General features: G+C 61.0%; 25 protein-coding genes and 4 tRNA genes. 7 read left to right on the forward strand and 22 right to left on the reverse strand.

What is annotated here, in order from left to right; translation table 11 throughout:
- Window positions 1–108: 108 nt before the first annotated feature.
- From rpoB to tuf, 11 genes are all read right to left on the reverse strand, one after another.
- Complete coding sequence (gene rpoB, locus EJ076_RS21635; RefSeq protein WP_126069214.1) at window positions 109–4245, reverse strand: DNA-directed RNA polymerase subunit beta; 4137 nt, start codon at window positions 4243–4245, stop codon at window positions 109–111.
- 251 nt (window positions 4246–4496) lie between these two features.
- Window positions 4497–4874 carry a 50S ribosomal protein L7/L12 gene (gene rplL / locus EJ076_RS21640; RefSeq protein WP_126069215.1) on the reverse strand — a complete coding sequence of 126 codons (378 nt, stop codon included), beginning with the start codon at window positions 4872–4874 and terminating at the stop codon, window positions 4497–4499.
- Window positions 4875–4928: 54 nt separating this feature from the next.
- Window positions 4929–5447: a 50S ribosomal protein L10 gene (rplJ, locus tag EJ076_RS21645; RefSeq protein WP_013531412.1), complete on the reverse strand. Its 519-nt coding sequence runs from the start codon at window positions 5445–5447 to the stop codon at window positions 4929–4931.
- Between the two features lie 375 nt (window positions 5448–5822).
- The gene (gene rplA, locus EJ076_RS21650) at window positions 5823–6521 is read right to left on the reverse strand and encodes a 50S ribosomal protein L1 (RefSeq protein ID WP_109672641.1); all 699 of its coding nucleotides are present in this window, start codon (window positions 6519–6521) and stop codon (window positions 5823–5825) included.
- A 4-nt stretch (window positions 6522–6525) separates the two neighbouring features.
- The gene (gene rplK / locus EJ076_RS21655) at window positions 6526–6954 is read right to left on the reverse strand and encodes a 50S ribosomal protein L11 (protein WP_056590915.1); all 429 of its coding nucleotides are present in this window, start codon (window positions 6952–6954) and stop codon (window positions 6526–6528) included.
- Window positions 6955–7114: 160 nt separating this feature from the next.
- The gene (nusG, locus tag EJ076_RS21660) at window positions 7115–7642 is read right to left on the reverse strand and encodes a transcription termination/antitermination protein NusG (protein ID WP_013531409.1); all 528 of its coding nucleotides are present in this window, start codon (window positions 7640–7642) and stop codon (window positions 7115–7117) included.
- 27 nt (window positions 7643–7669) lie between these two features.
- Entirely contained in the window at window positions 7670–7873 is a 204-nt protein-coding gene (gene secE / locus EJ076_RS21665) for a preprotein translocase subunit SecE (protein ID WP_013531408.1), read from the reverse strand.
- A gap of 399 nt (window positions 7874–8272) precedes the next feature.
- Window positions 8273–8348 (reverse strand) — tRNA-Trp (locus tag EJ076_RS21670).
- A gap of 220 nt (window positions 8349–8568) precedes the next feature.
- On the reverse strand, window positions 8569–9051 hold the full coding sequence (locus tag EJ076_RS21675; protein ID WP_126069216.1) for a group II truncated hemoglobin: 483 nt from the start codon (window positions 9049–9051) through the stop codon (window positions 8569–8571).
- A 102-nt stretch (window positions 9052–9153) separates the two neighbouring features.
- Window positions 9154–10800: a hypothetical protein gene (locus EJ076_RS21680; protein WP_126069217.1), complete on the reverse strand. Its 1647-nt coding sequence runs from the start codon at window positions 10798–10800 to the stop codon at window positions 9154–9156.
- Window positions 10801–10961: 161 nt separating this feature from the next.
- Complete coding sequence (gene tuf, locus EJ076_RS21685) at window positions 10962–12137, reverse strand: elongation factor Tu (RefSeq protein WP_126069210.1); 1176 nt, start codon at window positions 12135–12137, stop codon at window positions 10962–10964.
- Window positions 12138–12430: 293 nt separating this feature from the next.
- On the opposite strand from tuf, the gene EJ076_RS21690 reads away from it, so the two are divergent.
- On the forward strand, window positions 12431–13318 hold the full coding sequence (locus EJ076_RS21690; protein ID WP_126069218.1) for a DMT family transporter: 888 nt from the start codon (window positions 12431–12433) through the stop codon (window positions 13316–13318).
- A gap of 114 nt (window positions 13319–13432) precedes the next feature.
- Window positions 13433–13570 carry a hypothetical protein gene (locus EJ076_RS35270; RefSeq protein WP_164548697.1) on the forward strand — a complete coding sequence of 46 codons (138 nt, stop codon included), beginning with the start codon at window positions 13433–13435 and terminating at the stop codon, window positions 13568–13570.
- 89 nt (window positions 13571–13659) lie between these two features.
- Here EJ076_RS35270 and EJ076_RS21695 read toward each other — a convergent pair whose 3' ends face one another.
- Window positions 13660–13917 (reverse strand): GlsB/YeaQ/YmgE family stress response membrane protein, encoded by a 258-nt coding sequence (locus tag EJ076_RS21695; RefSeq protein ID WP_126069219.1) that lies wholly within the window; start codon window positions 13915–13917, stop codon window positions 13660–13662.
- 131 nt (window positions 13918–14048) lie between these two features.
- On the opposite strand from EJ076_RS21695, the gene EJ076_RS21700 reads away from it, so the two are divergent.
- The gene (locus EJ076_RS21700) at window positions 14049–14513 is read left to right on the forward strand and encodes a YidB family protein (protein ID WP_109671669.1); all 465 of its coding nucleotides are present in this window, start codon (window positions 14049–14051) and stop codon (window positions 14511–14513) included.
- Between the two features lie 71 nt (window positions 14514–14584).
- Here the strand turns inward: EJ076_RS21700 and EJ076_RS21705 are convergent.
- Together EJ076_RS21705 and EJ076_RS21710 are read right to left on the reverse strand one after the other, a co-directional pair.
- Window positions 14585–14658, reverse strand: a tRNA-Gly gene (locus tag EJ076_RS21705).
- Window positions 14659–14747: 89 nt separating this feature from the next.
- Window positions 14748–14832, reverse strand: a tRNA-Tyr gene (locus EJ076_RS21710).
- 198 nt (window positions 14833–15030) lie between these two features.
- Between EJ076_RS21710 and EJ076_RS21715 the strand changes: the two genes are divergently transcribed.
- The gene (locus EJ076_RS21715) at window positions 15031–15879 is read left to right on the forward strand and encodes an RNA methyltransferase (RefSeq protein ID WP_126069220.1); all 849 of its coding nucleotides are present in this window, start codon (window positions 15031–15033) and stop codon (window positions 15877–15879) included.
- 111 nt (window positions 15880–15990) lie between these two features.
- On the opposite strand, the gene EJ076_RS21720 is transcribed toward EJ076_RS21715, so the two are convergent.
- The 3 genes from EJ076_RS21720 to gcl all read right to left on the reverse strand — a co-directional run bounded on the left by EJ076_RS21720 (window position 15991) and on the right by gcl (window position 19911).
- Window positions 15991–16908 carry a 2-hydroxy-3-oxopropionate reductase gene (locus EJ076_RS21720; protein ID WP_126069221.1) on the reverse strand — a complete coding sequence of 306 codons (918 nt, stop codon included), beginning with the start codon at window positions 16906–16908 and terminating at the stop codon, window positions 15991–15993.
- A 228-nt stretch (window positions 16909–17136) separates the two neighbouring features.
- Window positions 17137–17934 carry a 2-oxo-tetronate isomerase gene (gene otnI / locus EJ076_RS21730; protein WP_126069222.1) on the reverse strand — a complete coding sequence of 266 codons (798 nt, stop codon included), beginning with the start codon at window positions 17932–17934 and terminating at the stop codon, window positions 17137–17139.
- A 195-nt stretch (window positions 17935–18129) separates the two neighbouring features.
- The gene (gcl, locus tag EJ076_RS21735; protein ID WP_126069223.1) at window positions 18130–19911 is read right to left on the reverse strand and encodes a glyoxylate carboligase; all 1782 of its coding nucleotides are present in this window, start codon (window positions 19909–19911) and stop codon (window positions 18130–18132) included.
- Window positions 19912–20124: 213 nt separating this feature from the next.
- Here gcl and bhcR point away from each other — a divergent pair, with 213 nt between their 5' ends.
- A complete protein-coding gene (bhcR, locus tag EJ076_RS21740) occupies window positions 20125–20946 on the forward strand; it encodes an HTH-type transcriptional regulator BhcR (RefSeq protein WP_126069224.1) in 822 nt (273 codons plus the stop codon).
- A 68-nt stretch (window positions 20947–21014) separates the two neighbouring features.
- On the opposite strand, the gene EJ076_RS21745 is transcribed toward bhcR, so the two are convergent.
- From EJ076_RS21745 to EJ076_RS21755, 3 genes are all read right to left on the reverse strand, one after another.
- Window positions 21015–21317: a BA14K family protein gene (locus EJ076_RS21745; protein WP_109671674.1), complete on the reverse strand. Its 303-nt coding sequence runs from the start codon at window positions 21315–21317 to the stop codon at window positions 21015–21017.
- 266 nt (window positions 21318–21583) lie between these two features.
- Window positions 21584–21781, reverse strand: coding sequence for a hypothetical protein (locus tag EJ076_RS21750; RefSeq protein WP_126069225.1), 198 nt, complete (start codon window positions 21779–21781; stop codon window positions 21584–21586).
- A 163-nt stretch (window positions 21782–21944) separates the two neighbouring features.
- Complete coding sequence (locus EJ076_RS21755) at window positions 21945–22112, reverse strand: hypothetical protein (protein WP_013531392.1); 168 nt, start codon at window positions 22110–22112, stop codon at window positions 21945–21947.
- A gap of 156 nt (window positions 22113–22268) precedes the next feature.
- Here EJ076_RS21755 and EJ076_RS21760 point away from each other — a divergent pair.
- Window positions 22269–22344, forward strand: a tRNA-Thr gene (locus tag EJ076_RS21760).
- Between the two features lie 173 nt (window positions 22345–22517).
- On the opposite strand, the gene EJ076_RS21765 is transcribed toward EJ076_RS21760, so the two are convergent.
- Window positions 22518–22730: a hypothetical protein gene (locus tag EJ076_RS21765; RefSeq protein WP_126069226.1), complete on the reverse strand. Its 213-nt coding sequence runs from the start codon at window positions 22728–22730 to the stop codon at window positions 22518–22520.
- A 264-nt stretch (window positions 22731–22994) separates the two neighbouring features.
- On the opposite strand from EJ076_RS21765, the gene EJ076_RS21770 reads away from it, so the two are divergent.
- Window positions 22995–24158 carry a RelA/SpoT domain-containing protein gene (locus EJ076_RS21770; RefSeq protein WP_126069227.1) on the forward strand — a complete coding sequence of 388 codons (1164 nt, stop codon included), beginning with the start codon at window positions 22995–22997 and terminating at the stop codon, window positions 24156–24158.
- Between the two features lie 212 nt (window positions 24159–24370).
- On the opposite strand, the gene EJ076_RS21775 is transcribed toward EJ076_RS21770, so the two are convergent.
- A complete protein-coding gene (locus EJ076_RS21775; RefSeq protein ID WP_245462853.1) occupies window positions 24371–25045 on the reverse strand; it encodes a DUF4145 domain-containing protein in 675 nt (224 codons plus the stop codon).
- Window positions 25046–25458: the final 413 nt, after the last annotated feature.

Genomic DNA, 25458 nt, shown 5'->3' on the forward strand with positions numbered 1-25458 from the left:
TCTAGCGCGGGCCAAACGCCCGCCGTCTTGTGTCGGCCACCGGCCGAAGAATTTGGTGCGCTCGGTCGCGATTTCCGCGACCGAGCGTCTTGTTTACTCGGCCGCGCCCTACTCAGCTGCGTCTGGCAGCCGGATCGGGTTGTCGTCGAGCTTGGTGTTCTCCAGCTCGACATTGAGGCCGAGAGACCGCATTTCCTTGACGAGAACGTTGAAGCTCTCGGGAATGCCGGCCTCGAAGGTGTCGTCGCCACGGACGATCGCCTCGTAGACCTTGGTGCGGCCGGCGACGTCGTCCGACTTCACCGTCAGCATTTCCTGCAGCGTGTAGGCGGCGCCATATGCTTCGAGCGCCCAGACCTCCATCTCGCCGAAGCGCTGGCCACCGAACTGCGCCTTGCCGCCCAGCGGCTGCTGGGTGACGAGCGAGTACGGACCGATCGAACGCGCGTGGATCTTGTCGTCCACGAGATGGTGAAGCTTGAGCATATAGATATAGCCCATCGTCACCTTGCGATCGAACGGCTCGCCCGTGCGTCCGTCATAGAGCTGCGACTGACCGCTGGTGTGCAGGCCCGCCTGCTCCAGCATGATGTTGATGTCAGCCTCGTGCGCGCCGTCGAACACCGGGGTCGCGATAGAGACGCCGCGGCGCATCTGCTCGCTGAGGCGAACAATGCTCTCGTCGTCATACTCGCGAACCGGCTCGTTGCGGTCGTTGGCCGGGATGAAGCTTTCGAGCGTCTTGCGCAGCGGCTTGATGTCGCCCGCCACCTTATACGCGTCGATCAGCTCGCCGATCTTCTTGCCCATGCCCGCGCATGCCCAGCCCAGATGCGTTTCCAGGATCTGGCCGACATTCATGCGGCTCGGCACACCCAGCGGGTTGAGCACAATATCGGCATGCGTGCCGTCCTCGAGGAAAGGCATATCCTCGACCGGAACGATCCGCGACACGACACCCTTGTTGCCGTGACGGCCGGCCATCTTGTCGCCGGGCTGCATCTTGCGCTTCACGGCCACGAAGACCTTGACCATCTTCATGACGCCCGGAGGCATTTCGTCGCCGCGCTGGACCTTCTCGACCTTGTCCATGAAACGCTGTTCGAGCGCCTTCTTGGAGTCGTCGTACTGGCCACGCAGGGCTTCGAGTTCGCTCTGGAGCTTTTCGTTCTCCACGGCAAACTGCCACCACTGCGAACGCGGATACTCGTCGAGCGTATCCTTGGACAGCGTCGAGCCCTTCTTGAAGCCCTTCGGTCCAGCAATCGCTTCCTTGCCGACGAGCACGTCGGAAAGACGCGCGTAGACGTTGCGGTCCAGAATGGCCTGCTCGTCGTCGCGGTCCTTGGCGAGGCGTTCGATCTCCTCGCGCTCGATCGCCATGGCGCGCTCGTCCTTCTCCACACCGTGGCGATTGAACACGCGCACCTCGACGACGGTGCCGAAAGTGCCCGGAGGCATGCGCATCGAGGTGTCGCGCACGTCCGATGCCTTTTCGCCGAAGATGGCGCGCAGAAGCTTCTCTTCCGGCGTCATCGGGCTTTCGCCCTTCGGCGTGATCTTGCCGACCAGGATGTCGCCCGGCTGAACTTCCGCACCGATATAGACGATGCCGGCTTCGTCGAGGTTCTTCAGCGCTTCTTCCGAGACGTTCGGGATATCGCGCGTGATTTCCTCCGGCCCGAGCTTGGTATCGCGCGCCATGACCTCGAACTCCTCGATATGGATCGAGGTGAAGACGTCATCGGCGACGATGCGTTCGGACAGGAGGATCGAGTCCTCGTAGTTGTAGCCGTTCCACGGCATGAACGCGACCAGCACGTTGCGGCCGAGCGCCAGATCACCGAGCTCGGTCGACGGACCGTCGGCGATGATGTCGCCCTTGTTGACCCGGTCGCCCATGCGAACCAGCGGACGCTGGTTGATGCAGGTGTTCTGGTTCGAACGCTGGAACTTCATCAGCCGGTAGATATCGACGCCGGACTTGCCCGGATCGAGATCTTCGGTGGCGCGGATAACGATACGTGTCGCGTCCACCTGGTCGACGATGCCGCCGCGGCGGGCGCCGATGGCGGCGCCCGAGTCACGGGCGACGATCGGCTCCATGCCGGTGCCGACGAACGGCGCCTCGGCGCGCACCAGCGGCACGGCCTGACGCTGCATGTTCGAGCCCATCAGAGCGCGGTTGGCGTCGTCGTTTTCCAGGAACGGGATCAGGGCCGCGGCCACCGACACCATCTGCTTGGGCGAAACGTCCATCAGATCGACGTTTTCGCGCGGCGCCATCATCACTTCGCCGGCGCTGCGGCAAATGACGAATTCGTCGACGAAACCACCGTTCTTGTCGAGCTCGGCGTTGGCCTGCGCGACATGGTGCTTGGCCTCTTCCATCGCCGAGAGATAGACGACGTCATTGGTCAGCTTGCCGTCGACGATCTTGCGGTACGGGCTCTCGATGAAGCCGTACTTGTTGACGCGCGCGAAAGTGGCCAGCGAGTTGATCAGACCGATATTCGGGCCTTCCGGCGTCTCGATCGGGCAGATACGGCCGTAATGCGTCGGGTGCACGTCGCGCACCTCGAAACCGGCGCGCTCGCGGGTCAGACCGCCCGGTCCAAGCGCCGAGAGGCGACGCTTGTGGGTGATCTCCGACAGCGGGTTGGTCTGATCCATGAACTGCGACAGCTGCGAGGAACCGAAGAACTCACGCACGGCGGCAGCCGCCGGCTTGGCGTTGATCAGATCCTGCGGCATGACCGTGTCGATCTCGATCGAGGACATACGCTCCTTGATCGCGCGCTCCATACGCAGCAGGCCGACGCGGTACTGGTTTTCCATCAGCTCGCCGACCGAACGCACGCGACGGTTGCCGAGATTGTCGATGTCGTCGATTTCGCCCTTGCCGTCACGCAGTTCGACCAGCGTCCTGACCACGGCCAGGATGTCGTCCTTGCGCAGCACGCGCACGGTGTCCTCGGCCTTGAGCTCGAGGCGCATGTTCATCTTGACGCGGCCGACGGCCGACAAATCGTAGCGCTCACTGTCGAAGAACAGCGAGTTGAACATGGCTTCGGCGGTTTCGAGCGTCGGCGGCTCGCCGGGGCGCATGACACGATAGATGTCGAACAGCGCGTCCTGGCGGCTCTCGTTCTTGTCGACGTTGAGCGTGTTGCGGATATAGGCGCCGACATTGACGTGGTCGATGTCGAGAACCTTGATCTCGTCTTCGCCGGTGCCGAGCAGAACCTTCAGCGTCTTCTCGTCGATCTCGTCGCCGGCCTCGAGGAAGATCTCGCCGGTGCCGTAGTTGACGATGTCCTCGGCCAGATAGTTCCCGAGCAGATCCTCGTCGGTCGCCTTGATCGCCTTGAGACCCTTTTCGCCAAGGGCCCGTGCCTGGCGTGCGGTGATCTTCTTGCCGGCTTCGACAACGACTTCGCCCGTATCGGCATCGACCAGGTCGCCGACAGCCTTGAGGCCGCGGAAACGCTCGACGTTGAACGGAATGCGCCAATGGTCGCCGGCGCGCTTATAGGTGATCTTGTTGTAGAAGGTCGACAGGATCTCTTCGCCATCCATGCCGAGCGCCATCAGCAGCGACGTCACCGGAATCTTGCGGCGGCGATCGATGCGGGCGTGCACGACGTCCTTGGAATCGAACTCGATGTCGAGCCACGAGCCACGATAGGGAATGACGCGCGCGGCAAACAGAAGCTTGCCCGACGAGTGCGACTTGCCCTTGTCATGGTCGAAGAAGACGCCCGGCGAACGGTGCATCTGCGAAACGATGACGCGCTCGGTGCCGTTGACGATGAAGGTGCCGTTCAGGGTCATGAGCGGCATGTCGCCCATGTAGACGTCCTGCTCCTTGATGTCCTTGATGGACTTGGCGCCGGTATCCTCGTCGATATCGAACACGATGAGGCGCAGCGTCACCTTGAGCGGTGCGGCATAGGTGAGGTCGCGCTGACGGCATTCGTCAACGTCGAATTTCGGTCCTTCGAACTCGTACTTCACGAACTCCAACATCGAGGAGCCGGAAAAATCGAAGATCGGGAAGACCGACTTGAAAACGGCCTGCAGTCCCTCGTCCGGACGCCCACCCTTGGGCTCCGCCACCATCAAGAACTGGTCATAGGATGCCTTCTGAACCTCGATCAGGTTCGGCATCTCCGCAACTTCCGGGATCTTTCCGAAGAACTTGCGTACGCGTCTGCGGCCATTGAAAGTCTGGGTCTGGGCCATCGTCGCTCCTTAGCTCTAAACTCGGGACGAGCCTCGCCGCGGCTCGCCTTGCATGCTGGGCCACCTTGGCGGCAACCCTCTGTCTGTTTTCCCGGCGCCTGTCGGCGGCCGGCTAGAACGGGAGAAAACCCGTTTCCTGAAGGCCGGTTTTCGGCCCTCAGGAAAGAGGTTCTCGTACGTCTCGCGCTACGCGTGCTCCCTTCCAGCGAAGGGAGTGGCGGACGGCGCGAGGCCGCCCGCCGCTTTTACGCTTACTTCAGTTCGACCTTGGCGCCGGCTGCTTCCAGCTGGGCCTTGAACTTGTCAGCGTCGGCCTTGGAAACGGCTTCCTTGACCGGCTTCGGAGCCGCTTCGACCAGATCCTTGGCTTCCTTGAGGCCAAGACCGGTGATGGCGCGGACTTCCTTGATGACGTTGATCTTCTGAGCGCCTGCCTCGGTGAGGACGACGTCGAATTCCGTCTTTTCCTCGGCCGGAGCAGCAGCGGCCGCAGCGCCGCCAGCAGCGGCAACCGCCACCGGAGCAGCGGCGGAAACGCCCCACTTTTCTTCCAGAAGCTTCGACAGCTCGGCCGCCTCGAGGACGGTCAGCTTCGAAAGGTCGTCTACGATCTTTGCGAGATCAGCCATTGTTGTATTCCTTCATAAGGTTCGAACGTGTGTTTGTGATAGCGAGGAACGGCCTCATGCCGCCTCGTCCTTCCGGGCGTAAGCGCCGATGACGCGCGCGACCGAAGCCGCTGGCGCATTGACGATCTGGGCGATCCGGGTTGCCGGCGTGGCGATCATGCCAACCAGCCTGGCGCGCAGCTCATCGAGCGACGGAAGTGTGGCGAGTGCCTTCACACCGTCGGCGTTGAGCGAGGTGGTGCCCATTGCGCCGCCGAGAATGACGAGCTTGTCATTTCCCTTGGCGAAATCGGACGCGACCTTCGGCGCCGCAATCGGATCCTCCGAATAAGCAATCAGCGTCTGTCCCTTGAACAGCTCGATGATCGATGCGGAGTCCGTGCCCTGAAGAGCGATTTTGGCGAGACGGTTCTTCGCGACTTTGACGGTGCCACCGGCGGCGCGCATTTTCGACCGAAGGTCGTTCATTTGCGCGACGGTGATACCGGCGTAGTGGGCCACGACCACTGAACCTGCGTTCGAGAACGCACCGTTCAGGCCCGTGACGAGTTCGCGTTTTTCCGCTCTGTCCACTGCCTATCTCCAGTTGACCCCTGCCCCATTAACGAGGACAGGCGTCGGGTTGCCTTTGTCGGCCGGGCCATCCAGTAACGGATCTCCCGAACGACGCTCGAGGATCCTGCCCCCTTTCGCCACATCGACAGTCAAGCCGGCGATGCGCAGACAAAAGGCAAACACGGTTCGAACCTTTCATTGGAGCAATCGCTCCGTTGTCCGGTCTTCACCCGTCTCATGCAGGCCCAAATCGAATTAAGGCTTCTGGGCCGCCTGCAATCTCGGACAGGATGTCCGGAAACCTCTCGGCTTCCGGTACCGGGCCGCCGACAAGTCGGAGGCCCGGAATTCACTTGCGGATCAGCCCTTTAGCGGCCGATCCAAATGTTCGTATCAGGACGCTGTGAGCGTCGCGACGTCGAGCTTGAGGCCCGGGCCCATCGTCGAGGTGACCGACACCTTCTTGACGTAGTTGCCCTTGGCGCCAGCCGGCTTTGCCTTGGTCACGGCGTCGGCGAAGGCACGGATGTTCTCTTCCAGAGCCTTGACCTCGAAAGAGACCTTGCCGACGCCGGCATGAACGATGCCGGCCTTCTCGACACGGAACTCGACTGCGCCGCCCTTGGATGCCTTGACGGCGGCGGCAACGTCGGTGGTGACGGTGCCGACCTTCGGGTTCGGCATCATGCCGCGCGGGCCGAGCACCTTACCGAGACGGCCGACCAGCGGCATCATGTCCGGCGTGGCGATGCAGCGATCGAAATCGATCGTGCCCTTCTGGACGATGTCGACCAGATCCTCGGCACCAACGATGTCGGCGCCAGCGGCGCGCGCTTCGTCAGCCTTGTCGCCGCGCGCAAACACGGCGACGCGCACCGAGCGGCCGGTGCCGTTCGGCAGGTTGACCACGCCGCGGACCATCTGGTCGGCATGGCGCGGGTCGACGCCGAGGTTCATGGCGACTTCGATGGTCTCGTCGAACTTGACCGAGGAACGGTCCTTGAGCAGCTTCAGCGCATCACCCAGGGCATAAGCCTTGTTGGGATCAATGCCTTCGCGGGTCTTCGATACACGCTTTGCAATCTTTGCCATGATCTTAGCCCACCACTTCCAGACCCATCGAGCGGGCGGAGCCCTCGACCATGCGCATGGCCGCTTCGACGTCGTTTGCGTTCAGATCCTTCATCTTCGCGGTGGCAATCTCGCGGACCTTTTCACGCGAAACCGTACCGGCCTTGACCTTGCCCGGCTCCTTGGAACCAGATGTCAGGTTCGCCGCCTTCTTCAGGAAGTAGCTCACCGGCGCCGTCTTCATGACGAAGGTGAAGGACTTGTCCTGATAGTAGGTGATGACGACCGGAACCGGCGATCCCTTTTCCATTTCCTGGGTCTGCGCGTTGAACGCCTTGCAGAATTCCATGATGTTGATGCCACGCTGACCAAGCGCCGGGCCGATCGGGGGAGACGGCGTAGCCGATCCCGCTTTCACCTGGAGCTTGAGCTGGCCTGCAATTTTCTTAGCCATCTCTTTTCCTGCCTTTGTCTATGCCGGACTTGCCGGCGGTTGCAGTCTGGTGGTGCGATCCATGCGGCCGGCTAAAGCCGCATTCGTCTCCCACCGTTCCCAAGAGCCGCGCGATCTCCGCGCCGCTCTTCCCTGCCGCGCTTGGCGGCAGGATTTCGGATCAGCCCTTTTCGACCTGTCCGAATTCCAGATCGACAGGCACGGCGCGCCCGAAGATCGAAACTTCCACCTTGAGCCGTGCCCGCTCCTCGTCCACTTCCTGGACGAAACCGTTGAACGACGCGAAGGGACCATCCGAAACGCGGATCGCTTCGCCGATCTCGAACGTGACCGAGGGCTTGGGCCGCTCGACGCCTTCCTGCACCTGGTTCAGGATGCGCTGCGCTTCCGCCTCGGTGATCGGCACCGGCTTGGAGTCACCCAGGAAGCCGGTGACCTTCGGCGTGTTCTTGACCAACGAGAACACAGCGTCGGTCAGGTTGGCCTTCAGGAGCACATAGCCCGGGAAGAACTTGCGCTCGGCATCGACCTTGCGGCCGCGACGAACTTCGACGACCTTCTCGGTCGGAACCACGATCTGGTGGATATCGGCGGACAGGCCCTTCTGCTTGGCCTTGTTCTCGATATCCTCGGCGACCTTCTTTTCAAAGTTCGAATAGGCGTGGACGATGTACCAGCGCGCGGTCATTTCAAGACTTCTCCGTAATCGCCGGACTTAGCGTCCGATGCCCAGAATCTGTTCGACCGCGAGGCCCATGAGCTGATCAGCGGTGAAGAAAAAGATCATCGCGATCACTGCGAAGGCCAGAACCATCACCGTCGAGATCATCGTTTCGCGCCGCGACGGCCAAGTCACCTTGGCGGTCTCCGCGCGGACCTGCTGGAGAAAGACGAAAGGATTTGTGGTTTTCGAAGCCATATGCCGCTCTGTCTTCAAGACCCGTTGGCCGGGTCTCCTGGATGATCCCGCTGGCCGGGACGTGCCGCCTGAGCCCAATCTCGCGCCGAATCAGCGCAATCATTTCGCCCATGCAAATCAGACGCGTAAAGCCGGCTTCCCAGCTCCACGCGTCGCGTGTCTGTTTCGTCTACATAAAACCGATTCTTGATCCACGCAAGTGGCAAGTGTCCGCTTTATGACCAAACGCCGCCTCGGAACCATCCAGTCGTTCCGTCCCGGCTATGGCGCCCTTATGCCCCAAGAGAGCTAATATGGCAAGCGGGTCGCCGATTTTCAAAGGGCAGACCATAGAAACATCGTTTTGAAACGCCATTTCGAGAAATGGCGAAACATCACGTCGAGTGCCATTTCGAGAAATGGCACGGGCAGCAGGGCTCGAACCTACGACCTGCGGTTTTGGAGACCGCCGCTCTACCAACTGAGCTATGCCCGTATCGTGCGCATGTCGGCGCAGCAGGCGCTTCCTAAAAGCTTCCGCACGCTCTGTAAAGAGCGGTTTGCAAGCAAACGCGCCTTAATCCCTGCGCCAGAAACCGGGATAGGTGACGACCGACCCGTCGCGGTCGATCTCAAGGTCCCGCCTGAAGTCGCTGGCGCGCGATTCATGAGATATCGCCTGCCCTCTTCACGCCCTCTCGGTGGGACGGCCGGAGCTATTTGGCGTCCGGTACTCGATAGGGGCCTCCCTGCACGCCCCAGCCCCAGGCCGGCATCGGTTCCGTCTCAGGATCGCAGGTCTCGCCGAGATTGGAATTCATCTTGGCCAGCCGCGATCCCCATTCGACATAGCCCATGAAGGCCGAACGGAATTCCGGATCGTCGGGCAGGCCGACCGCGTCGGCGGCATCGGCCAGGAGGTTGATCCAGCGGCGGCGCTGCTCCTCCGTCAGATGCTTGCCCAGATGGTGCATGACCATCTCGCGATGGCCGCCAAATTGCTCGCTATAGGTTTTTGGCCCGCCGAAAACCTCGCCGATGAAGGCCGCGACATGGGCGGGATGATCCGGCGACATGGACTTGAACACCGGCCCGACGATCGGGTCCTGCGCCACCTTGTCATAGAAAGTCTGGGTCAGCCGGTTCAAGGCCTCGCTGCCGCCGGCCCATTCGTAGAGTGTCGGGATATCCTGGCTCATTCTCGATCCTCCGCCAGCCCCGGCGCCGCAGCAGTAACGATAGCGGAAAAATCGGGAGTGCCTCAACCTGCCTCGATGGCCAGTTTCCGACGTCGACGCGCTCTACAATTTGGCGGGCGCGTCAGCCTCGGCATTGGCGGAAGGCCGGATCCGGCAATTCTCGGGTTTCGGCACCGCCTCGCAGATGGTGGCGCCGGTCAGCGCGTCGACCGATTGCGGGCTCGTCGTCAGCCCGACCTTCAGCATCATGTCGGGTTCCAGTTGGCGCTCGACCGAGCGCCGCTCGATCGCTGTGAACAGAGCGGGATCGATCGCCATCTCCTCGAGATAGGCCTTGACCATCTGCTTTTGCCCCATCGGATACAGGCTAAGCCGCGCCCGTGGACCGACAAGCCGCCTGACGCCACCGGCAAGCATGAGCGCGCAGGCCGAATCGCACTCCACGCCCGCATCGGTGCTCAGCCCGGCATAGGCGCCCTCGTTGGCAAGGCAACTCCACTCGCCCGGGTCACAGCCGACGAAATCGGTGCGGCCAACGGCGACGTCGAGCTTCTTTTCATGGATAAGCCGTCCCGCCGCCAGGGCGCTGAACAGGTCGCCTCCCGTTGAGCTGATCACGACCGGCAGTTGCCGGTTGCCGAGCGTTGCGAGCAATTGGTGCAGCTTCTGCGGGGTCCGAGGGGTGATCGCGCCTTGCGCCGAAATCCATTCCGGGCAGTCGGGATTGCAGAGCGGGTTGCTGCCGCGAACCACGAAAAAGCGCATGTCTTCGTCGTGCTGCACCCCCTCGGGCTCCACCGGTGGCGGGGTGGGCCTGGCTGCGGCCGTCGGGCCATCGGCTGGCTTGTTCCCCGGTATTTCGAGGCAATTCGCGGCCAACAGATCCGGCCTGCACAGGCTGGCGGCGGTCAACAGGCCTACCGAGTCGGCACTGGTGACCAACTTCATCGCCAGCATGTCGTCGAGGCCGATCTGCTGGATGTCGCTGGCGGGGGTGCCCTTCATCGTTTCGAGCACGCTTTGTTCGATGCCCATCTCGTTGAGATAGGCCGCCAGCCTTTTCTCGACCGACTTGCTCATCTCGTAGGTCTTGTAGCTGCCGGCGTTTTTACGGCTGACGATCTTTGTGTCGAGGACCTTCTTCTTGCCTCCCACGATGCGGTAGGTGGTCCGGTATTGCAATTTCGTGCGGATGTAGGTCGTGGTGATCTGATGGACGCCGAGATAGGCCCATTCGCCTGCTACACGCCGGACACCGCCGGCAAACATCAACGGACAGGCGGAGTTGCACATGGCGCCATAGTCAATGACATCGCCGAAGTAGCGGGCGGCATTCTTGTCACGGTCCTGGCAACCCTTCGCGTCGGGCTGGCAACCGGAGAACACCGTCTTGCCAATGGCAATATCGAGCTTGTTCTTGCGGATCAGCCGGCCAAGCGTCAGTGCCGCCTCGACATTGCCGCCGGGAGAGTTGACGACGATCGGCAGCTTTCGCCCGCCAAGCGTCTTCAGCATGCGTTTGAACAGAGCCGGCGTTCCGGCTTCTATCGAGCCTTCTGCCGAGATCCACTCCGGGCAGATCGGCTCGCACCCCAGTGCATTGCTGCGGACAATGCCAAACTGCATCGTTGGACCGAGATCCGGGGCCGTATCCGCCGCAAAGGCACGTCCCGTGACAAGCAACGCCAGCAGGCAGATCAGCCGCAGCGACCACAATGCCCGACGATGGAAAAGGCGCCCTGGAACCATCTGGAAAAAAGCCCTTGATGCAACCTATACTAGACGAGGTCCAAAGGCTTGCAACAGGGTCTGGGCGACATCACGGGGCACCGATCCCTGGGCAAAAGAAAAGGGCGGCCTCAAGGACCGCCCTTTCCGTTTCGAACCTGACCGGCACAGGCCGGCGTCGGTTATTCCTTGATGGTGACGACGATGCCGGCACCGACGGTGCGGCCGCCTTCACGGATGGCGAAGCGCAGCTTCTCTTCCATGGCGATCGGCACGATCAGCTCGACATCGACCGTGATGTTGTCGCCCGGCATCACCATCTCGGTGCCTTCCGGCAGCGACACGATGCCGGTCACGTCGGTCGTGCGGAAGTAGAACTGCGGACGGTAGTTGGTGAAGAACGGCGTGTGACGGCCACCTTCGTCCTTGGTCAGGATGTAGGCTTCGGCCACGAACTTCTTGTGCGGCTTCACCGTACCGGGCTTCGCCAGAACCTGGCCGCGCTCGACACCTTCACGATCAACGCCGCGCAGCAGCGCGCCGATGTTGTCGCCAGCCTGGCCCTGATCGAGCAGCTTGCGGAACATCTCGACGCCGGTGCAGGTCGTCTTGGTCGTCGGACGGATGCCGATGATCTCGAGTTCCTCGCCAACCTTGACAATGCCACGCTCGACGCGGCCGGTCACGACCGTGCCGCGGCCCGAGATCGAGAACACGTCTTCGATCGGCATCAGGAACGGCTTGTCGAGCGGACGAACCGGCGTCGGGATGTAGGCATCGACCGCAGCCATCAGCTCGCGGATCGCGTCCTCGCCGATCTTCTTGTCCGAATCTTCCAAAGCAGCCAGAGCCGAACCCTTGACGATCGGAATGTCGTCGCCGGGGAACTCGTTCTTGGTCAGAAGCTCGCGAACCTCGAGCTCGACCAGTTCGAGCAGCTCCGCGTCGTCGACCTGGTCGACCTTGTTCAGGAACACCACGATCGACGGCACGCCGACCTGACGGGCCAGCAGGATGTGCTCGCGGGTCTGCGGCATCGGGCCGTCGGCGGCCGACACGACCAGGATCGCGCCGTCCATCTGCGCGGCACCGGTGATCATGTTCTTCACATAGTCGGCGTGGCCGGGGCAGTCGACGTGAGCGTAGTGGCGGTTGGCCGTCTCGTATTCGACGTGCGCCGTCGAGATCGTGATGCCGCGCGCCTTTTCTTCAGGGGCAGCGTCGATCTGGTCGTAGCGCTTGTATTCGCCAAAATACTTGGTGATCGCCGCCGTCAGCGACGTCTTGCCATGGTCGACGTGGCCAATCGTGCCGATGTTCACGTGAGGCTTGTTACGCTCGAATTTACCTTTTGCCATAGTCTCTTTCCTTGGACGGCCTGGACCTTCAGTTCAGTCGAATGCGGGGCGATTAGCGACAAAGGCCAAAAAACACAAGCGTCTTTTGGCTGGGTGCCGTGTCACTCAGTCCGAACCATCGATCCGATTGCGGGGATGTGGCGCTGATATAGGAAGGCCGGAGACGAAATGAAATGGGTGACAGACCGATGCATCGAAGCCGCGATAGCGCGGCCTTGCTTGCCCGCCCTGTCTGATTCAAGGCCAGGCCATGGCCCATTGCGGTCGCAACCGGGGTCTGATGTTGTGACCGAATGCATTTTATCCCTGCCTCCATCCGCGGCCCGCTGTTCATGATCGTCTCGACGGGGTCGTATCTCGTCAACGACACGATGATGAAGCTCGCGACGGCGGGCCTGCCGTCCTATGAAGTGCTGTTTCTGCGCGGCGTGGCGGCAGCGCTCTGGGGCTTCCCGCTGTTGTTCGCGCTGGGCTACGGCAAGCAGATCCCGCTGATCTTCGACAAGCGCGTGCTGCACAGGAACCTGCTCGAGATGGCAGCGATCCTTTGCTATGTCGTGGCGCTCGCCAACATGCAGATCGCGGATTCCACCGCACTCGGACAGATCACGCCGCTGTTGATGCTGGTCGGCTCCTCGATCCTGTTTGGCGAACGGATCGGCGGCCAGCGCATGGCGCTGATCGGGCTTGGCTTCATCGGCGCGCTGATGGTGGCGCAGCCGACCATGCAAGGCATTTCGGTCTACGCGCTGCTGGCGCTCGGCAACGCCGCGCTTGCGGCGGCGCGCGACCTTGCCGGCAGACGGGTCGCGGCCGAAGTGCCGGGGATGATCGTGGCGATTTCCGCCGTCGTGGTGGTGCTGATCGGCGCCGGTGCCGCGCATCTGGTTTCCGAGCGCTGGGTCGTGCCCGGGACGCACCACCTGCTGCTGATGGCCGGCGCCGGTTTTTTCCTGATCTTCGGCCACTTCTTCATCTTCATGGCCTACCGCGTCGGGCCGACCAGCGCCGTGGCACCGTTCTACTATTGCTTCACCGTCTGGGCGGTCATTTCAGGCCTGCTGGTGTTCGGGCAATTCCCCAACACGCTGGCGGTCTGCGGTATCCTGCTGGTTGTCGGCAGCGGGCTGACCATCGTGTCGCTGGATCAGCGCCAGCGCCGGCTGGCCGTCGTCGCATAGCCTCACCACCCAAGCAGGCGCTCACGCACGAGTTGTTGCCGAGCCGGAAAAAGATTGTCTAACCGGCGAAGACCCGTCGAATCGACGACGGCATGATCAATCAGGGGAGTTCCCATGACCGATTTTGACCAGAACAAGAACTCCGACGCCGAGCACAAGGCCGCCATCCGCAAGTCGCTTGTCGGCTGGGCGGTGTTCATCGCGGGAACGCTGATCTTCTTCGCCGCCGCCGACGCGGTGTTGATGCCATAGGCGAGCCGCTGCTGGGTATGCCGGCCCTGAGCCGTTCTCCTCGCCTCCCAGCAGCAATAGTTCGAAACTTCAGACGATCCGGCTGGCGCCTAAAGCGTCCGCTTTGCGCTGAACTGATGGTAAGCCCACAGGACGACCACCGCGCCAACCACCGCGACGATCAGGCTGTAGATGTTGAGGCCGGTGACGCCCGAGGCGCCGAAGGCACTGAAGATCAGGCCGCCGACAATGGCGCCGACGATGCCAAGCACGATATCCATGAGCATGCCCTGGCCGGTCTTGTTGACGATCTTGCTGCCGATGAAGCCGGCGACCACGCCGAGAATGATCCAGCTGATGATACCCATTTTTTTCCTCTCCATCCCCTGCCAGCCGAACATTTTCATATGATTGTCAAAACCTCAAGCCAGCTTGAAATTCCGCCCGAATGCTCCATTGTTGAGCAGGGCTCGGGCTTGGTCGCTATGGAGGATCCACTATGGGACTTTTTGACAATGCCGTTCCCGGCGGCAACATCACCAAACCACTGATGATCGCGCTCGGCGCATTGCTGGTCGGAAAAATGCTGAGCGGTAGAAGTGCCGAACAGCCCGAGCAGTCTCCCGCTCCTGCTCCAACCGGCCCCGCTCCGACGGAAACCACGTCCGCCGATGGCGGCCTGGTTGGCGGATTGGGCGGCCTGCTCGACAAGCTCAGAAATGCCGGCCATGGCAATGCCGCGGATTCCTGGGTCGGCACCGGCCAAAACCAGCCGATCAACGCCAATGATCTCGGCACTGCAATCGGACCGCAGATCATACGCGAGATCGCGCAACGGACCGGAATGGACGAGCAGGAACTGCTCAAGCAACTGTCTACGGCCTTGCCCGGCATCGTCGACAAGCTGACGCCGAACGGCCAGGTGCCGCAGCAGCACCAGGTCGCATCCGCGTTCAACAGCTAGCGCGTCGCGGACACCGCGATTGGAGCACTGCGCCCGGTGCGCGGTGTTTCGGTTTGCCGGGGATGAGTGTCTGGAGCGGGTAGCGGGAATCGAACCCGCATATTCAGCTTGGAAGGCTGCTGCTCTACCACTGAGCTATACCCGCGCCGTTCCTGAAGTACCGGATTCACCCGAAAAGCGCCATGCACTTTTCGGTCCGATTCTTTTCGCGTTTCAGGGCTTCCGGGCCGGCAGTGGTGGAGAGGGTTGGATTCGAACCAACGTAAGCTAAGCTAACGGATTTACAGTCCGTCCCCTTTAACCACTCGGGCACCTCTCCAGTCTGCCGCCGGAGCCATGCAACGAGGCATTCGCGCCAATCCGGACCCGAGTTATGTGTTCTCCGAAACCAGCGCAGCGCCTTATGGCGGCAAGCCCATTGGGTGTCAACCGCGCAACAAGGGTTTTTCGATGTTGTTCGCCGGCAGCGACGACGGGCCATATCCATGGCCGGAGGACACGGCTATAGAAGCCAGCCATGAGCGATAAAACCAACACTCCCAAAGACACCCATTACGCCAAGCTGCGCCGCGCCTATCGCGACGAGAAAAGCGGCGGTGCACCGGCGTTCAGGCCCCGACAGCCGGTTCCGCCGGGCGAAAATGCCGCGGACGGCCTGGTGCGGCTCTATGGCTTGCACACGGTGCGCGCCGCACTCGACAATCCGCGCCGCAAGATCAGAAGGATGCTGGTGACGCGCAACGCGGCCGAGCGCCTGGAAATCGCCGATCTCGCCGCCCTGCCCTTCAAGACGGAACTGGTCGAACCCAGGGACATTGACAAGATCACCGGATCGGACGCCGTGCATCAGGGTGTGCTGATCGAGGCCGAGCCGCTGAAACCGAAGCGGCTTGACGCTCTTGGCGATGCAAAGCTGGTTCTGGTGCTCGATCAGGTCACCGACCCGCACAATGTCGGCGCCATCCTGCGCTCGGCGGTCGCCTTTGGCGCTGGCGCGCTGATCACCACGGCCCGCCACAGCCCGCAGGAATCGGGTGTGCTGGCGAAATCCGCCTCCGGTGCGCTGGAGCACATCGACCAGATCGAGGTGAAGAACCTCGCCGACGCGCTCGGCCAGCTGCACGAGGCCGGCTTCCGCACCATCGGGCTTGATTCGGACGCACCTGCGGAACTCGAAAAGAGCTTTGCCGGAGAAAAGATCGCGCTGGTGCTGGGCGCCGAAGGCAAGGGCCTGCGCCAGAAGACACGCGAAACGGTGACCACTCTGGCGCGGCTCGACATGCCCGGCGCGATCCATTCGCTCAACGTATCGAATGCCGCGGCGATCAGCCTTTACGTGGCGCGGACATTTTTGAAGCGCGGCTAAGCCAAAAAACATCTCGAAACGAGAAACGGGTTCCAGCGACAGACGCCGGAACCCGTTCTTCGATGGGCCAAGAGTTGGCGGCTTGGGAACGTTGCGCCGCCCGCTCCCGACCTATGCCGCTTTGCCCCGGGTGTCGGCTGCCTCGCTGCCGACCTCGAAATTGGCCATCCGCTCCAGCGCCCTGACCAGCGCCGAATGATCCTCCTTGGCGCCGCCATTGGCCGCGCAGGAATTGAAAAGCTGCTGCGTGGTGGACGTGTTGGGCAGCGACACGCCCAGCGCCTTCGCGCCCTCCAGCGCGAGGTTCAAATCCTTCTGGTGCAGTTCGATGCGGAAGCCCGGCGCGAAGGTGCGCTTGACCATGCGCTCGCCATGCACTTCCAGGATGCGCGAAGCCGCCAGGCCGCCCATCAGCGCCTGCCGGACCTTGGCCGGGTCGGCGCCGGCTTTCGACGCAAAAACAAGCGCTTCGGCGACGGCTTCAATGGTCAGCGCGACGACGATCTGGTTGGCCACCTTGGTGGTCTGGCCAACGCCGTTCGGTCCGACCAGGGTGATATTCTTGCCCATCGTCTCGAAGACGGGTTTGGCGCGCTCGAACGGCTTTTCCTCGCCGCCGACCATGATGGTCAGCGACGCCGCCTTGGCGCCAACCTCGCCGCCCGAGACCGGTGCATCGAGATAGTCGCAGCCCAGATCGTTGATTTTCCCAGCAAAAACCTTGGTCTCGATCGGCGAGATCGAGCTCATATCGACGACCAGCTTGCCCTTCGACAATCCCGATGCGACGCCATTCTCGCCGAACAGCACATCGGCCACCTGCGGGGTGTCGGGCACCATCAGGATGATGATGTCGGCAGCCTTGGCCACGGCCGCATGGCCGGCGACTGACTTCAGACCCTTGGCGATGAGATCGGCGGCGGGTTTCGATCGATGGTTGCTGGCGATGACATGATAGCCCGCATCCAGCAGGTGCCCCGCCATCGGTGCGCCCATGATGCCGAGGCCGATGAAGCCGATGGTTTCCATTGTGGTTCTCCGTCTTTTGTTAGGCCGCGTTCTGTCACGCCCCCCTCTGTCCTGCCGGACATCTCCCCCACGAGGGGGGAGATTGGATGTCACCGCTGCCTTCGCCAATTGTTGAAGCTGCCAAAGTTGCGAGCCGGCGCCGAAGCTGCCGATCTCCCCACCCGTGGGGGAGATGGCCGGCAGGCCAGAGGGGGGCGCGAAGGAACGCGAGTTCGACTGCGATAGCCGCTACGCCGCGGCACTGCCCTGCCCGGCCAGTTCCCTGAACCACCCCAACCCAGCCTCCGTACCCGCCTTCGGCTTGTACTCAGCCCCGACCCAGCCGGAATAGCCGATGCGGTCGATGTGCTCGTAGAGGAAAGGAAAATTGATCTCGCCCGTCCCCGGCTCGTGACGGCCGGGATTGTCCGCAAGCTGGATATGCGCGATGCGGCCAAGGTTTGCCTCGATGGTACGGGCGAGATCCCCCTCCATGATCTGCATGTGATAGATGTCGTATTGCAGGAAAAGATTTTTCGAGCCGACACGATCGATCAGCGCCAAGGCTTGATCCGAATAGTTGAGGAAGAAGCCCGGAATATCGCGCGTGTTGATCGGCTCGATCAACAGCCTGATGCCGGCCTGCTCCAGCTTCTCCGCCGCGAAGGCGAGGTTTTCGGCAAAGACATCCTCCAGCACCTTGCGGTCGGCGCCGGCGGGCGCGATGCCGGCCAGGCAATTGACCTGCTGGCAGCCAAGCGCCTGCGCATAGGTGATCGCCTTGGCGATGCCCTGGCGGAATTCCGGCACGCGGTCCGGCAGCACGGCAATGCCGCGCTCGCCCTTGCCCCAGTCGCCGGCGGGCAGGTTGAACAGCACCTGGGTCAGGCCGTTCTTCTTCAATCGGGCAGCGACGACATCGGGCGCATGGTCGTAGGGGCCGATATATTCGACGCCCTTGAAGCCGGCGCGGGCGGCGGCATCGAAACGGTCGAGGAAATCATGCTCGCCAAAGAGCATCGACAGATTGGCTGAAAAACGCGGCATTCTTTTTCTCCTTACTGTTCACCAGCCCAAGGCGTGTCGAGATTCAGGTCAGGCCGAGCCGAAAGCGGTGGCTTGCGAGAACCGGAGCGGAGCGTACTTCAGGTACGTGAGCACAGTTCTACCGCGACGCGGTAGAACGGGGAAGCGCAGGAAACCGCCGCTTGCAGGCCGGCCTCACCTGAATATTGGCACGCCTTAGTCCAGCATGACGATCGAAGTCGGCGCATCTTCGTGGCTCTCGGCAAGGTCCTCGAATTCGGTCACCTTGTCGATCTCCGTGCCCATGGAGATGTTGGTGACGCGCTCGAGGATGAATTCGAGCACGACCGGCACCTGATGTTCTTTCATCAGCCGCTGCGCCTCCTTGAAGACACCCGCGAACTCTTCCGGCTTGCGCACCCTGACCGCCTTGCAGCCCATGGCTTCGGCAACGGCGACGTGGTCGACGCCATAGCCGGCCTCGGGATCGCCTGAGCGGTTGATGTTCTCGAAAGCGAGACTGACCTCGAAATCCATCGAAAAACCGCGCTGCGCCTGGCGGATCAGGCCGAGATAGGCGTTGTTCACGACGACATGCAGATAGGGCAATTTGTGCTGTGCGCCGACCGCCAGTTCCTCGATCATGAACTGGAAATCATAGTCGCCCGACAGCGCCACGATGGTGCGGTCGGGATCGGCGGCGCGCACGCCAAGCGCTGCCGGCAAGGTCCAGCCGAGCGGGCCGGCCTGACCGCAATTGATCCAGTTGCGCGGCTTGTAGACATGCAGGAACTGCGCGCCGGCGATCTGCGACAGGCCGATCGTGGTGACATAGGTGACGTCGCGGCCGAACGCCTTGTTCATCTCCTCGTAGACACGCTGCGGCTTCAGCGGCACCTGGTCGAAATGCGTCTTGCGCTTCATCGTCTTCTTGCGGGCCTGGCATTCCTTCGCCCAGCCCGACCAGTCGCGCAGCTTGCCGGCCGTCTTCCATTCGGTGGCGACGTCGAGCAGCATCTTCAGTGCGGCGCCTGCATCCGAGACGACGCCGAGGTCCGGCGCGAAGACACGGCCGATCTGCGTCGGCTCGATGTCGACATGGATGAACTTTTTCCCCTTTGTATAAACGTCGACGGAGCCGGTGTGGCGGTTGGCCCAGCGGTTGCCGATGCCGAAGACGAAGTCGGCTTCCAGCATCGTCGCATTGCCATAGCGGTGCGACGTCTGCAGCCCGCACATGCCGGCCATCAGCCGGTGGTCGTCGGGGATTGCGCCCCAACCCATCAAGGTCGGGATGACCGGCACGCCCGAAATTTCCGCGAATTCGATGAGCAGATCCGACGCATCGGCGTTGATGATGCCGCCGCCGGCGACGATCAGCGGCTTTTCGGCCGCGTTGAGCATGGTCAACGCCTTTTCGGCCTGGGCGCGCGTCATCGCCGGCTTGAACGGCGTCAACGGCTCATAGGCATCGATGTCGAACTCGATCTCGGCCAGCTGAACGTCGACCGGCAGGTCGATCAGCACCGGGCCGGGCCGCGACGAGCGCATCAGGTGAAACGCCTTCTGCAGCGCCATCGGCACCAGATAAGGCTCCATGACGGTGACCGCCCATTTGGCGACCGGGGCGGCAATGGCTGATATGTCGACGGCCTGGAAATCCTCCTTGTTCAGCCGGGCGCGGGGCGCCTGGCCGGTGATGCACAGGATCGGAATGGAATCCGCGGCGGCCGAGTAAAGCCCGGTGATCATGTCGGTGCCGGCCGGACCCGAGGTGCCGATGCACAGGCCGATATTGCCTGCCTTGGCGCGGGTATAGCCTTCCGCCATATGCGAGGCGGCCTCGACGTGGCGGGCAAGCACGTGGCGGATCGTCCCCCTCGCCTTCAGCGCCGAATAGAACGGATTGATCGCCGCGCCCGGCACGCCGAAAGCGCAGGAAATGCCTTCCTTTTCGAGAACGAGAACCGCGGCATCGACAGCGCGCATCCTGGCCATTTTCCAGCCCTCACGGGTTTGTCATTGTTGGATCGGCTAAGGATGTCAGCAAGCCGGCTATTTTTCAATTTTTTCAGAATATTTTTTCATTTCTAGAAAACGACGTCATATTTATGATTTTATTGGATTTTTCGTTTTCCAGGAATTTGTCCTGCTGCCGGAGTGAAAAACTTTTTCATTGTGCATCGGGCGAAATCGACAGAGAATGACGCCATGGAAACCACTGAAAAACGCCAGCGCGGCCGGCCGCGCGCTTTCAACGGGCCCTCGGAGGCCAGTTCGGTGCAGTCGCTCGACCGGGCGCTGCGCATCCTGGCCATTGTCGCGGAAGGCAGCGGCCTGTCGCTGAGCGAGATATCGGCGCAGAGCGGCCTTGCCGCCTCCACGGCCTACCGCATGCTGACGACGCTGCAAAACCACGGCATGGTCGAATTCGACACATCAGACCAGCTGTGGTCGATCGGCGTCGAGACCTACCGCATGGGCGCGGCCTTCCTGCGTCGCCGCAAGCTGGTCGACCGCGCCCGTGTCGTCATGCAGGAGTTGATGGAGAGAACGGGCGAGACCGCCAATCTCGGTGTCGCCGAGGATGATTGCGTGGTGTTCGTCAGCCAGGTCGAGACGCATCAGGCGATCCGCGCCTTCTTCCGGCCGGGCACGCGCAGCCCCTTCCATGCGTCCGGCATCGGCAAGGCGGTGCTGGCGCATCTCGAGCCGGAGCGGGTCGGCGTCATCCTGCGCAAGGCCGGCCTGCAGCGCTTCACCGACAAGACGCTGTCCGACATTTCGGCGCTCGCCCACGATCTGGCGAGAATAAAGCTGCGTGGCTGGTCGGTCGACGACGAGGAGCGGCACCCCGGCATGCGCTGCGTGGCAGCAGCCATCTTCAACGAATTCGGCGAGCCGATCGGCGGCGTCTCGGTCTCCGGGCCGACCGTGCGGGTGACGCCGGAGCGGCTGGCCGAGATCGGCCCGCTGGTACGCGACGCAGCGGCCGAGGTGACCAGGATGATCGGCGGCGTCAGCTCGGCTTGAGATCATGCGGACAGCGAAAGAGGGGCGGTGGGGCGCCCCTCTTCAGCTGATTGAAACGCCACCTCCTCTCAGAGCCGGCAGTAGTGACGATAGCCGTCGTGGCCGACATAGGTGTCGGAGTCCACGTCGTAGCTCGCGTAACGATCGTAGCAGCGGCGGACGTGCCACGAACCGCCGTCTTCGTCGACATAGACGGTGCGGGGCTGCTGGGCGAGCAGGCTGCCGAGGACGAAGCCGCCGACGCCGGCGGCAATGCCGATGCCGAGGTCGTGGTGATGGCTGTGAGCAGCCGAAGGCTGGACGGTGCCGACCAGCGTGGTGGCGGCGACGGCGGTGGCGATGAGGCCGGAAACGAGTGTGTTCTTGAACATGATGATCTCCTTGCTTCGTTGACCGAGGCGACATCCGCCTCTTGATCATCAGTCGTTGCGGCCAGGAAAAAGGTTCGAATCTTTTTTCGATTTTTCTGGAGCCGAGGAAATCAGCCAGTTGCAGGTCTTTCGACGCGATGCCCCTGGACCGCGTAGCGTTCGAATTTGGACCTTGATATCGAACTTGCAGGCGGGTCCCGGGGCTTCCGGCGTCAAACGCAAAAAGGGCGGCCGAAGCCGCCCTCCTGGAAGAATGGGTCCCTCCATCAAAGGAAAATGATCACCCTGCCGTGCCTGTGGTGATGATGGTTGTGCTTCCACCAGAACTTCTTGAAGTGCTTGTTGTGGTGGTGATGATGATGGCCGTGCATGCCGTGGGCTGACGACGTGCCGACAGTGCCGGCGAGCGCGCCAGTGGCGACGAAAATGGCGACGAGGCCTGAGGTGAGAGTGCGCTTGAACATGATGATCTCCTGGATCCTTGATCGAGGCGACCCATTCGCCTCTGGAGATCAGTCGGCGCTGCGCGGGAAAAGGTTCGATAGGTCGAGGAGATTTCTTCGAGGGGGAACCCTATTCCCCTATTCCCCTATTCCCCTATTCCCCTATTCCCTTACTGCCTCTCTCTCACCCCATCCCCGTGACATGGCGCAGCCAGAAAGCGAGCGCGATGAAACCGATGATGGTGGTGACGCCGGTCCAGTCGACATTGGCCTTCTTCACATCGCTGATGATCTTCACCAGCAGCATCCAGGCCACGAAGATGATCGGGAGAATGATGACAAATCTGATCATGCGACACCCCTGCTCGAAGCGATTGCACCTCCCCCTTATGTAGGAAGCAATCCGGCGCTTTTCAGGATGCCCCTCCCCGATGGCGCATGCGGCATGCCGGGAAAAAACGGAGTTTTGTCTTTACTGGCGCAACAAATATGCTAACGGGAGCGCCGTGCCCTTGTAGCTCAGCTGGTAGAGCAGCGGTTTTGTAAACCGAAGGTCGGCGGTTCGATTCCGTCCGGGGGCACCAGCAAAATCAATCACTTAGTAGCGTTCTAATGCTTTCTGGATACGAAGATCGCATCTACGGGTAATCTCAGGGGTAAAGTGGCGCGTTAGCTCAGTTGGTAGAGGAACCCGCATCATCGGCTATTTCAAGCGCCTGTCGCCCGTCCGACGCGTCTAACGAGACTAATTCCAAGATCATCTCTGGTATGCGAAGTAGGTCGCGATGCCCGAAAAGGCCTCACAAAATTCCTTGGCGTCCTGGTGGGACAGGATTATGCTTTTCCCATCGAAATTGAGATACAATTGCGGACCTTCGCCTGCATAGCCCGTTGTCCCGACCTCTATAGGTACTTTGTCCTTGCTGACGCAGTCGGTGACTGTTTTGTCAAAGTAGGTGATGGTTCCCATAGATCTAATCCCTTTCGCCGGCAACCTACTGCCCTAGAATCACGAGCGCCATCTTCTTCGGTGCGACGAGAGATTTCAATCAGCGTTAGACCGCTGGCCTTGGTGGCCGGCACCACTACGCCCATTCACCTTTGAGTTGGGCAAACTCGTCTGGATGCGCTTCGCGAACGTGCCCAACGGGATATGATCCATGAGATGTGATTCCCTTGCGGTAGTCCGCCATTCCAGAACGAGGCGGACGACCATCTCGACTTCATGGGTCCAATGACTGAGTACCCGCGCCTTGCCTACAGCATGAAGGCCGTTCGCAAGGCAGGCGACCGGCTGGCGAAACCTATTCAGTTCGGGCGAGACATCACTGTCGGCCAGTACGCGGAAGCACTCGAAATCTTCTCAATCGCCAATAGCTGGCGCGACTCGCACTTCTGGCCAATGCGGAGCGTTCGGTTCTCTGTCGGTCATCACATCAGAACCTTGCACCTGAAGGGCGATATGGCCTCTCGTCCGAAGCGGATGGCGTCCATTCGTCGGAAACTTCGAGAGTCCCCCACCAACTTAGACACCATGAACGACATTGGTGGATGCCGGGCCATCATGGCCGACATCAAAGGAGTTCGTGCACTTCTCGCATCGATGCGAAACAAATTCCCCCATGACGTCCACCACCGGGAATTCAACTATATCGATGAGCCGAAGCATGACGGCTATCGAGGCCATCACATGGTCTTCAAATATCGACCAAGAGATGCCGATACTGAGGCTTTCGAGGGACGACGCATCGAATTGCAGGTTCGGACCCGACTTCAGCACTCATGGGCAACTGCTGTTGAGGCTGTCGGGCTATTCCGGGGCCAGGATTTGAAGCACGGAAAGGGTGAACTAGACTGGCTACGCCTTTTCGAGCTTATGTCAGCCGAATTCGCCCACGTTGAGGAATGTCCAGCCCATGCCGGCGTTCCGGATCACGATGATCGGGTTCGAGAATTACGCGACATTAACAAGCGTGTTGGTGCGACTAGCATACTAGAGGACATCAAGAATCTAACCCATTACTCGGAAAACTTCGTACAGCCGACCGAAAAGTCTCGATACTATCTGCTCCGATACGGCAAAGACCATAACGTGACCATCGAACCATTCTGGACGCTCATGTTAGGCGCACGGAGCTTGGAAGATGTAGAGCAACAAATCGAGCTGGGGGACAACGACGCAAAGGCGGTTTTGGTTGAGGTCGATAAGGTCGATAAGCTCGTCGAAATGTATCCGAATTACTTCGGAGACGTTTCCTTGTTCGTTCGTAATCTGAAATCCATCTGCACCGGGAAAGCGGCTATCGAATACAGTCTAGCCCCGCAGCAGGTGGTCGCTCCGAAGCCATACGAAAAGCCCGATTATGGTTGGCTTAAGCGTCGCTTTCGTTTGAAGTAGCATCGGTAGCTAAGCCTGCGTACATCGGCAGATTCACCCCTACGATTACCCCTGCCCGCGCCTATTGCGCTGATGGAATCGTTGACCGTTGAATTAATTACAATTCATCGTCGGTTTGGTTGAGGCAGCCTCTGTTTGAATGTTTGCTGCTCATCCTACACCAGACCAAGCCGGCTGGATTGGTTGGATGGAACACATGCGCGGCGATGCACCTATGTAGCCCGATTTTTCTTCAGAGCCGTCAGGCGTGAGAGAAGCGAGGTGTACTGGTAGACAGCTTTTAGAAGCTCCTTGGCAAGTTCAATAGCAAGCTCTGCCTCTACCTCTCCAATCTTGTCATAATCCTTCGCTTCGATGTGCGCGGCATCATTTCCAAGAATCCGCAGTTCGTCAGCTGCATTTAGCAATTCGGATGGAATTATTGCCACCGCACTCAATGCAGCCACGCGTGCCTTTAAATTTGATCCAACCGCTTTTTTGTCCTCGCACAATTCCTCAAGGGTGCGGCGCACCATGAGTGCGGATGCCCGATAACAGCCGGACGCATGGCATTTAACAGCCTCTTCCAGCGATGCCAAAATACCCGGCGGCAAATTGCTGGCGTCGAAATCGATCACTTCGGGTGGGAAAGTCACTGCCGCTCCACCCGGCGACTGCCGAGCAAAAAACAACACCGAATTGCATTCAGTGTTTGGACAGACCCGAATTCCAAACATCCTCGTACCGATCGGCACATACCGCCCGCTTTCGCTCTTTTCGATTACGGCGCTGTTTGCGTCGTTCAGGCCAACGTGGGAAAAACTTCCTACGTGCCTGCACGCTGGACATCTCACGTTGATCGACGGTGGATCAGACAGCGTAAAATGCCCGGTGGTTTTCAAATACAAGAGTGGATCCCCCCCTACAGCGACTTGCGCTCGCGCACTACCATGCGGCGAGGATTTCGCAAAAGAGGTTATTATGTGCGCGCGGTCAATCTAGGAAGCCGCACTCCTAGCCCGCCTCAGGAGGAGGTTGAGAAACTTAGAGAAGATAGCGAACCGAGCGCGGACGGTTGAGAAACCGATAAATATGCTCCCGATTTCGGCGGAGTCGACCGATCGTAAAAAGCGTGCAATTTCGCCCTCAAACCGGAGGAAGGCGCCATCACTCGCCCGGTTGTGGAGGCCGAGGACCATGCCACCACCTCCATAAAAGAAGTCCAACACCAGCTACAGCGCTGACGATGGTAACGATGTTCGCGCCGTCGGCGAGAAAATCGCTATAGATGCTGGCTGTCATTGGGGCTCCTTTCAGACGG

The sequence above is a fragment of the Mesorhizobium sp. M7D.F.Ca.US.005.01.1.1 genome, assembly GCF_003952545.1.
GTDB classification, from domain to species: Bacteria; Pseudomonadota; Alphaproteobacteria; order Rhizobiales; family Rhizobiaceae; genus Mesorhizobium; species Mesorhizobium loti.

Bases quoted from the DNA above. Each gene is read 5' to 3' on its own strand.
- otnI (WP_126069222.1), bottom strand. From the start codon at position 17,934: ATGCCGCGTTTTTCAGCCAATCTGTCGATGCTCTTTGGCGAGCATGAT.
- rplL (WP_126069215.1), bottom strand. From the start codon at position 4,874: ATGGCTGATCTCGCAAAGATCGTAGACGACCTTTCGAAGCTGACCGTC.
- EJ076_RS21695 (WP_126069219.1), bottom strand. From the start codon at position 13,917: ATGGGTATCATCAGCTGGATCATTCTCGGCGTGGTCGCCGGCTTCATC.
- EJ076_RS21745 (WP_109671674.1), bottom strand. From the start codon at position 21,317: ATGTTCAAGAACACACTCGTTTCCGGCCTCATCGCCACCGCCGTCGCC.
- gcl (WP_126069223.1), bottom strand. From the start codon at position 19,911: ATGGCCAGGATGCGCGCTGTCGATGCCGCGGTTCTCGTTCTCGAAAAG.
- rplK (WP_056590915.1), bottom strand. From the start codon at position 6,954: ATGGCTAAGAAAATTGCAGGCCAGCTCAAGCTCCAGGTGAAAGCGGGA.
- tuf (WP_126069210.1), bottom strand. From the start codon at position 12,137: ATGGCAAAAGGTAAATTCGAGCGTAACAAGCCTCACGTGAACATCGGC.
- EJ076_RS21720 (WP_126069221.1), bottom strand. From the start codon at position 16,908: ATGGAAACCATCGGCTTCATCGGCCTCGGCATCATGGGCGCACCGATG.
- EJ076_RS21675 (WP_126069216.1), bottom strand. From the start codon at position 9,051: ATGAGCCAGGATATCCCGACACTCTACGAATGGGCCGGCGGCAGCGAG.
- EJ076_RS21715 (WP_126069220.1), top strand. From the start codon at position 15,031: ATGAGCGATAAAACCAACACTCCCAAAGACACCCATTACGCCAAGCTG.
- EJ076_RS21750 (WP_126069225.1), bottom strand. From the start codon at position 21,781: ATGTTCAAGCGCACTCTCACCTCAGGCCTCGTCGCCATTTTCGTCGCC.
- rpoB (WP_126069214.1), bottom strand. From the start codon at position 4,245: ATGGCCCAGACCCAGACTTTCAATGGCCGCAGACGCGTACGCAAGTTC.
- EJ076_RS35270 (WP_164548697.1), top strand. From the start codon at position 13,433: ATGACCGATTTTGACCAGAACAAGAACTCCGACGCCGAGCACAAGGCC.
- EJ076_RS21770 (WP_126069227.1), top strand. From the start codon at position 22,995: ATGACTGAGTACCCGCGCCTTGCCTACAGCATGAAGGCCGTTCGCAAG.
- EJ076_RS21700 (WP_109671669.1), top strand. From the start codon at position 14,049: ATGGGACTTTTTGACAATGCCGTTCCCGGCGGCAACATCACCAAACCA.
- bhcR (WP_126069224.1), top strand. From the start codon at position 20,125: ATGGAAACCACTGAAAAACGCCAGCGCGGCCGGCCGCGCGCTTTCAAC.
- EJ076_RS21690 (WP_126069218.1), top strand. From the start codon at position 12,431: ATGCATTTTATCCCTGCCTCCATCCGCGGCCCGCTGTTCATGATCGTC.
- rplA (WP_109672641.1), bottom strand. From the start codon at position 6,521: ATGGCAAAGATTGCAAAGCGTGTATCGAAGACCCGCGAAGGCATTGAT.
- EJ076_RS21680 (WP_126069217.1), bottom strand. From the start codon at position 10,800: ATGGTTCCAGGGCGCCTTTTCCATCGTCGGGCATTGTGGTCGCTGCGG.
- EJ076_RS21755 (WP_013531392.1), bottom strand. From the start codon at position 22,112: ATGATCAGATTTGTCATCATTCTCCCGATCATCTTCGTGGCCTGGATG.
- secE (WP_013531408.1), bottom strand. From the start codon at position 7,873: ATGGCTTCGAAAACCACAAATCCTTTCGTCTTTCTCCAGCAGGTCCGC.
- EJ076_RS21765 (WP_126069226.1), bottom strand. From the start codon at position 22,730: ATGGGAACCATCACCTACTTTGACAAAACAGTCACCGACTGCGTCAGC.
- nusG (WP_013531409.1), bottom strand. From the start codon at position 7,642: ATGACCGCGCGCTGGTACATCGTCCACGCCTATTCGAACTTTGAAAAG.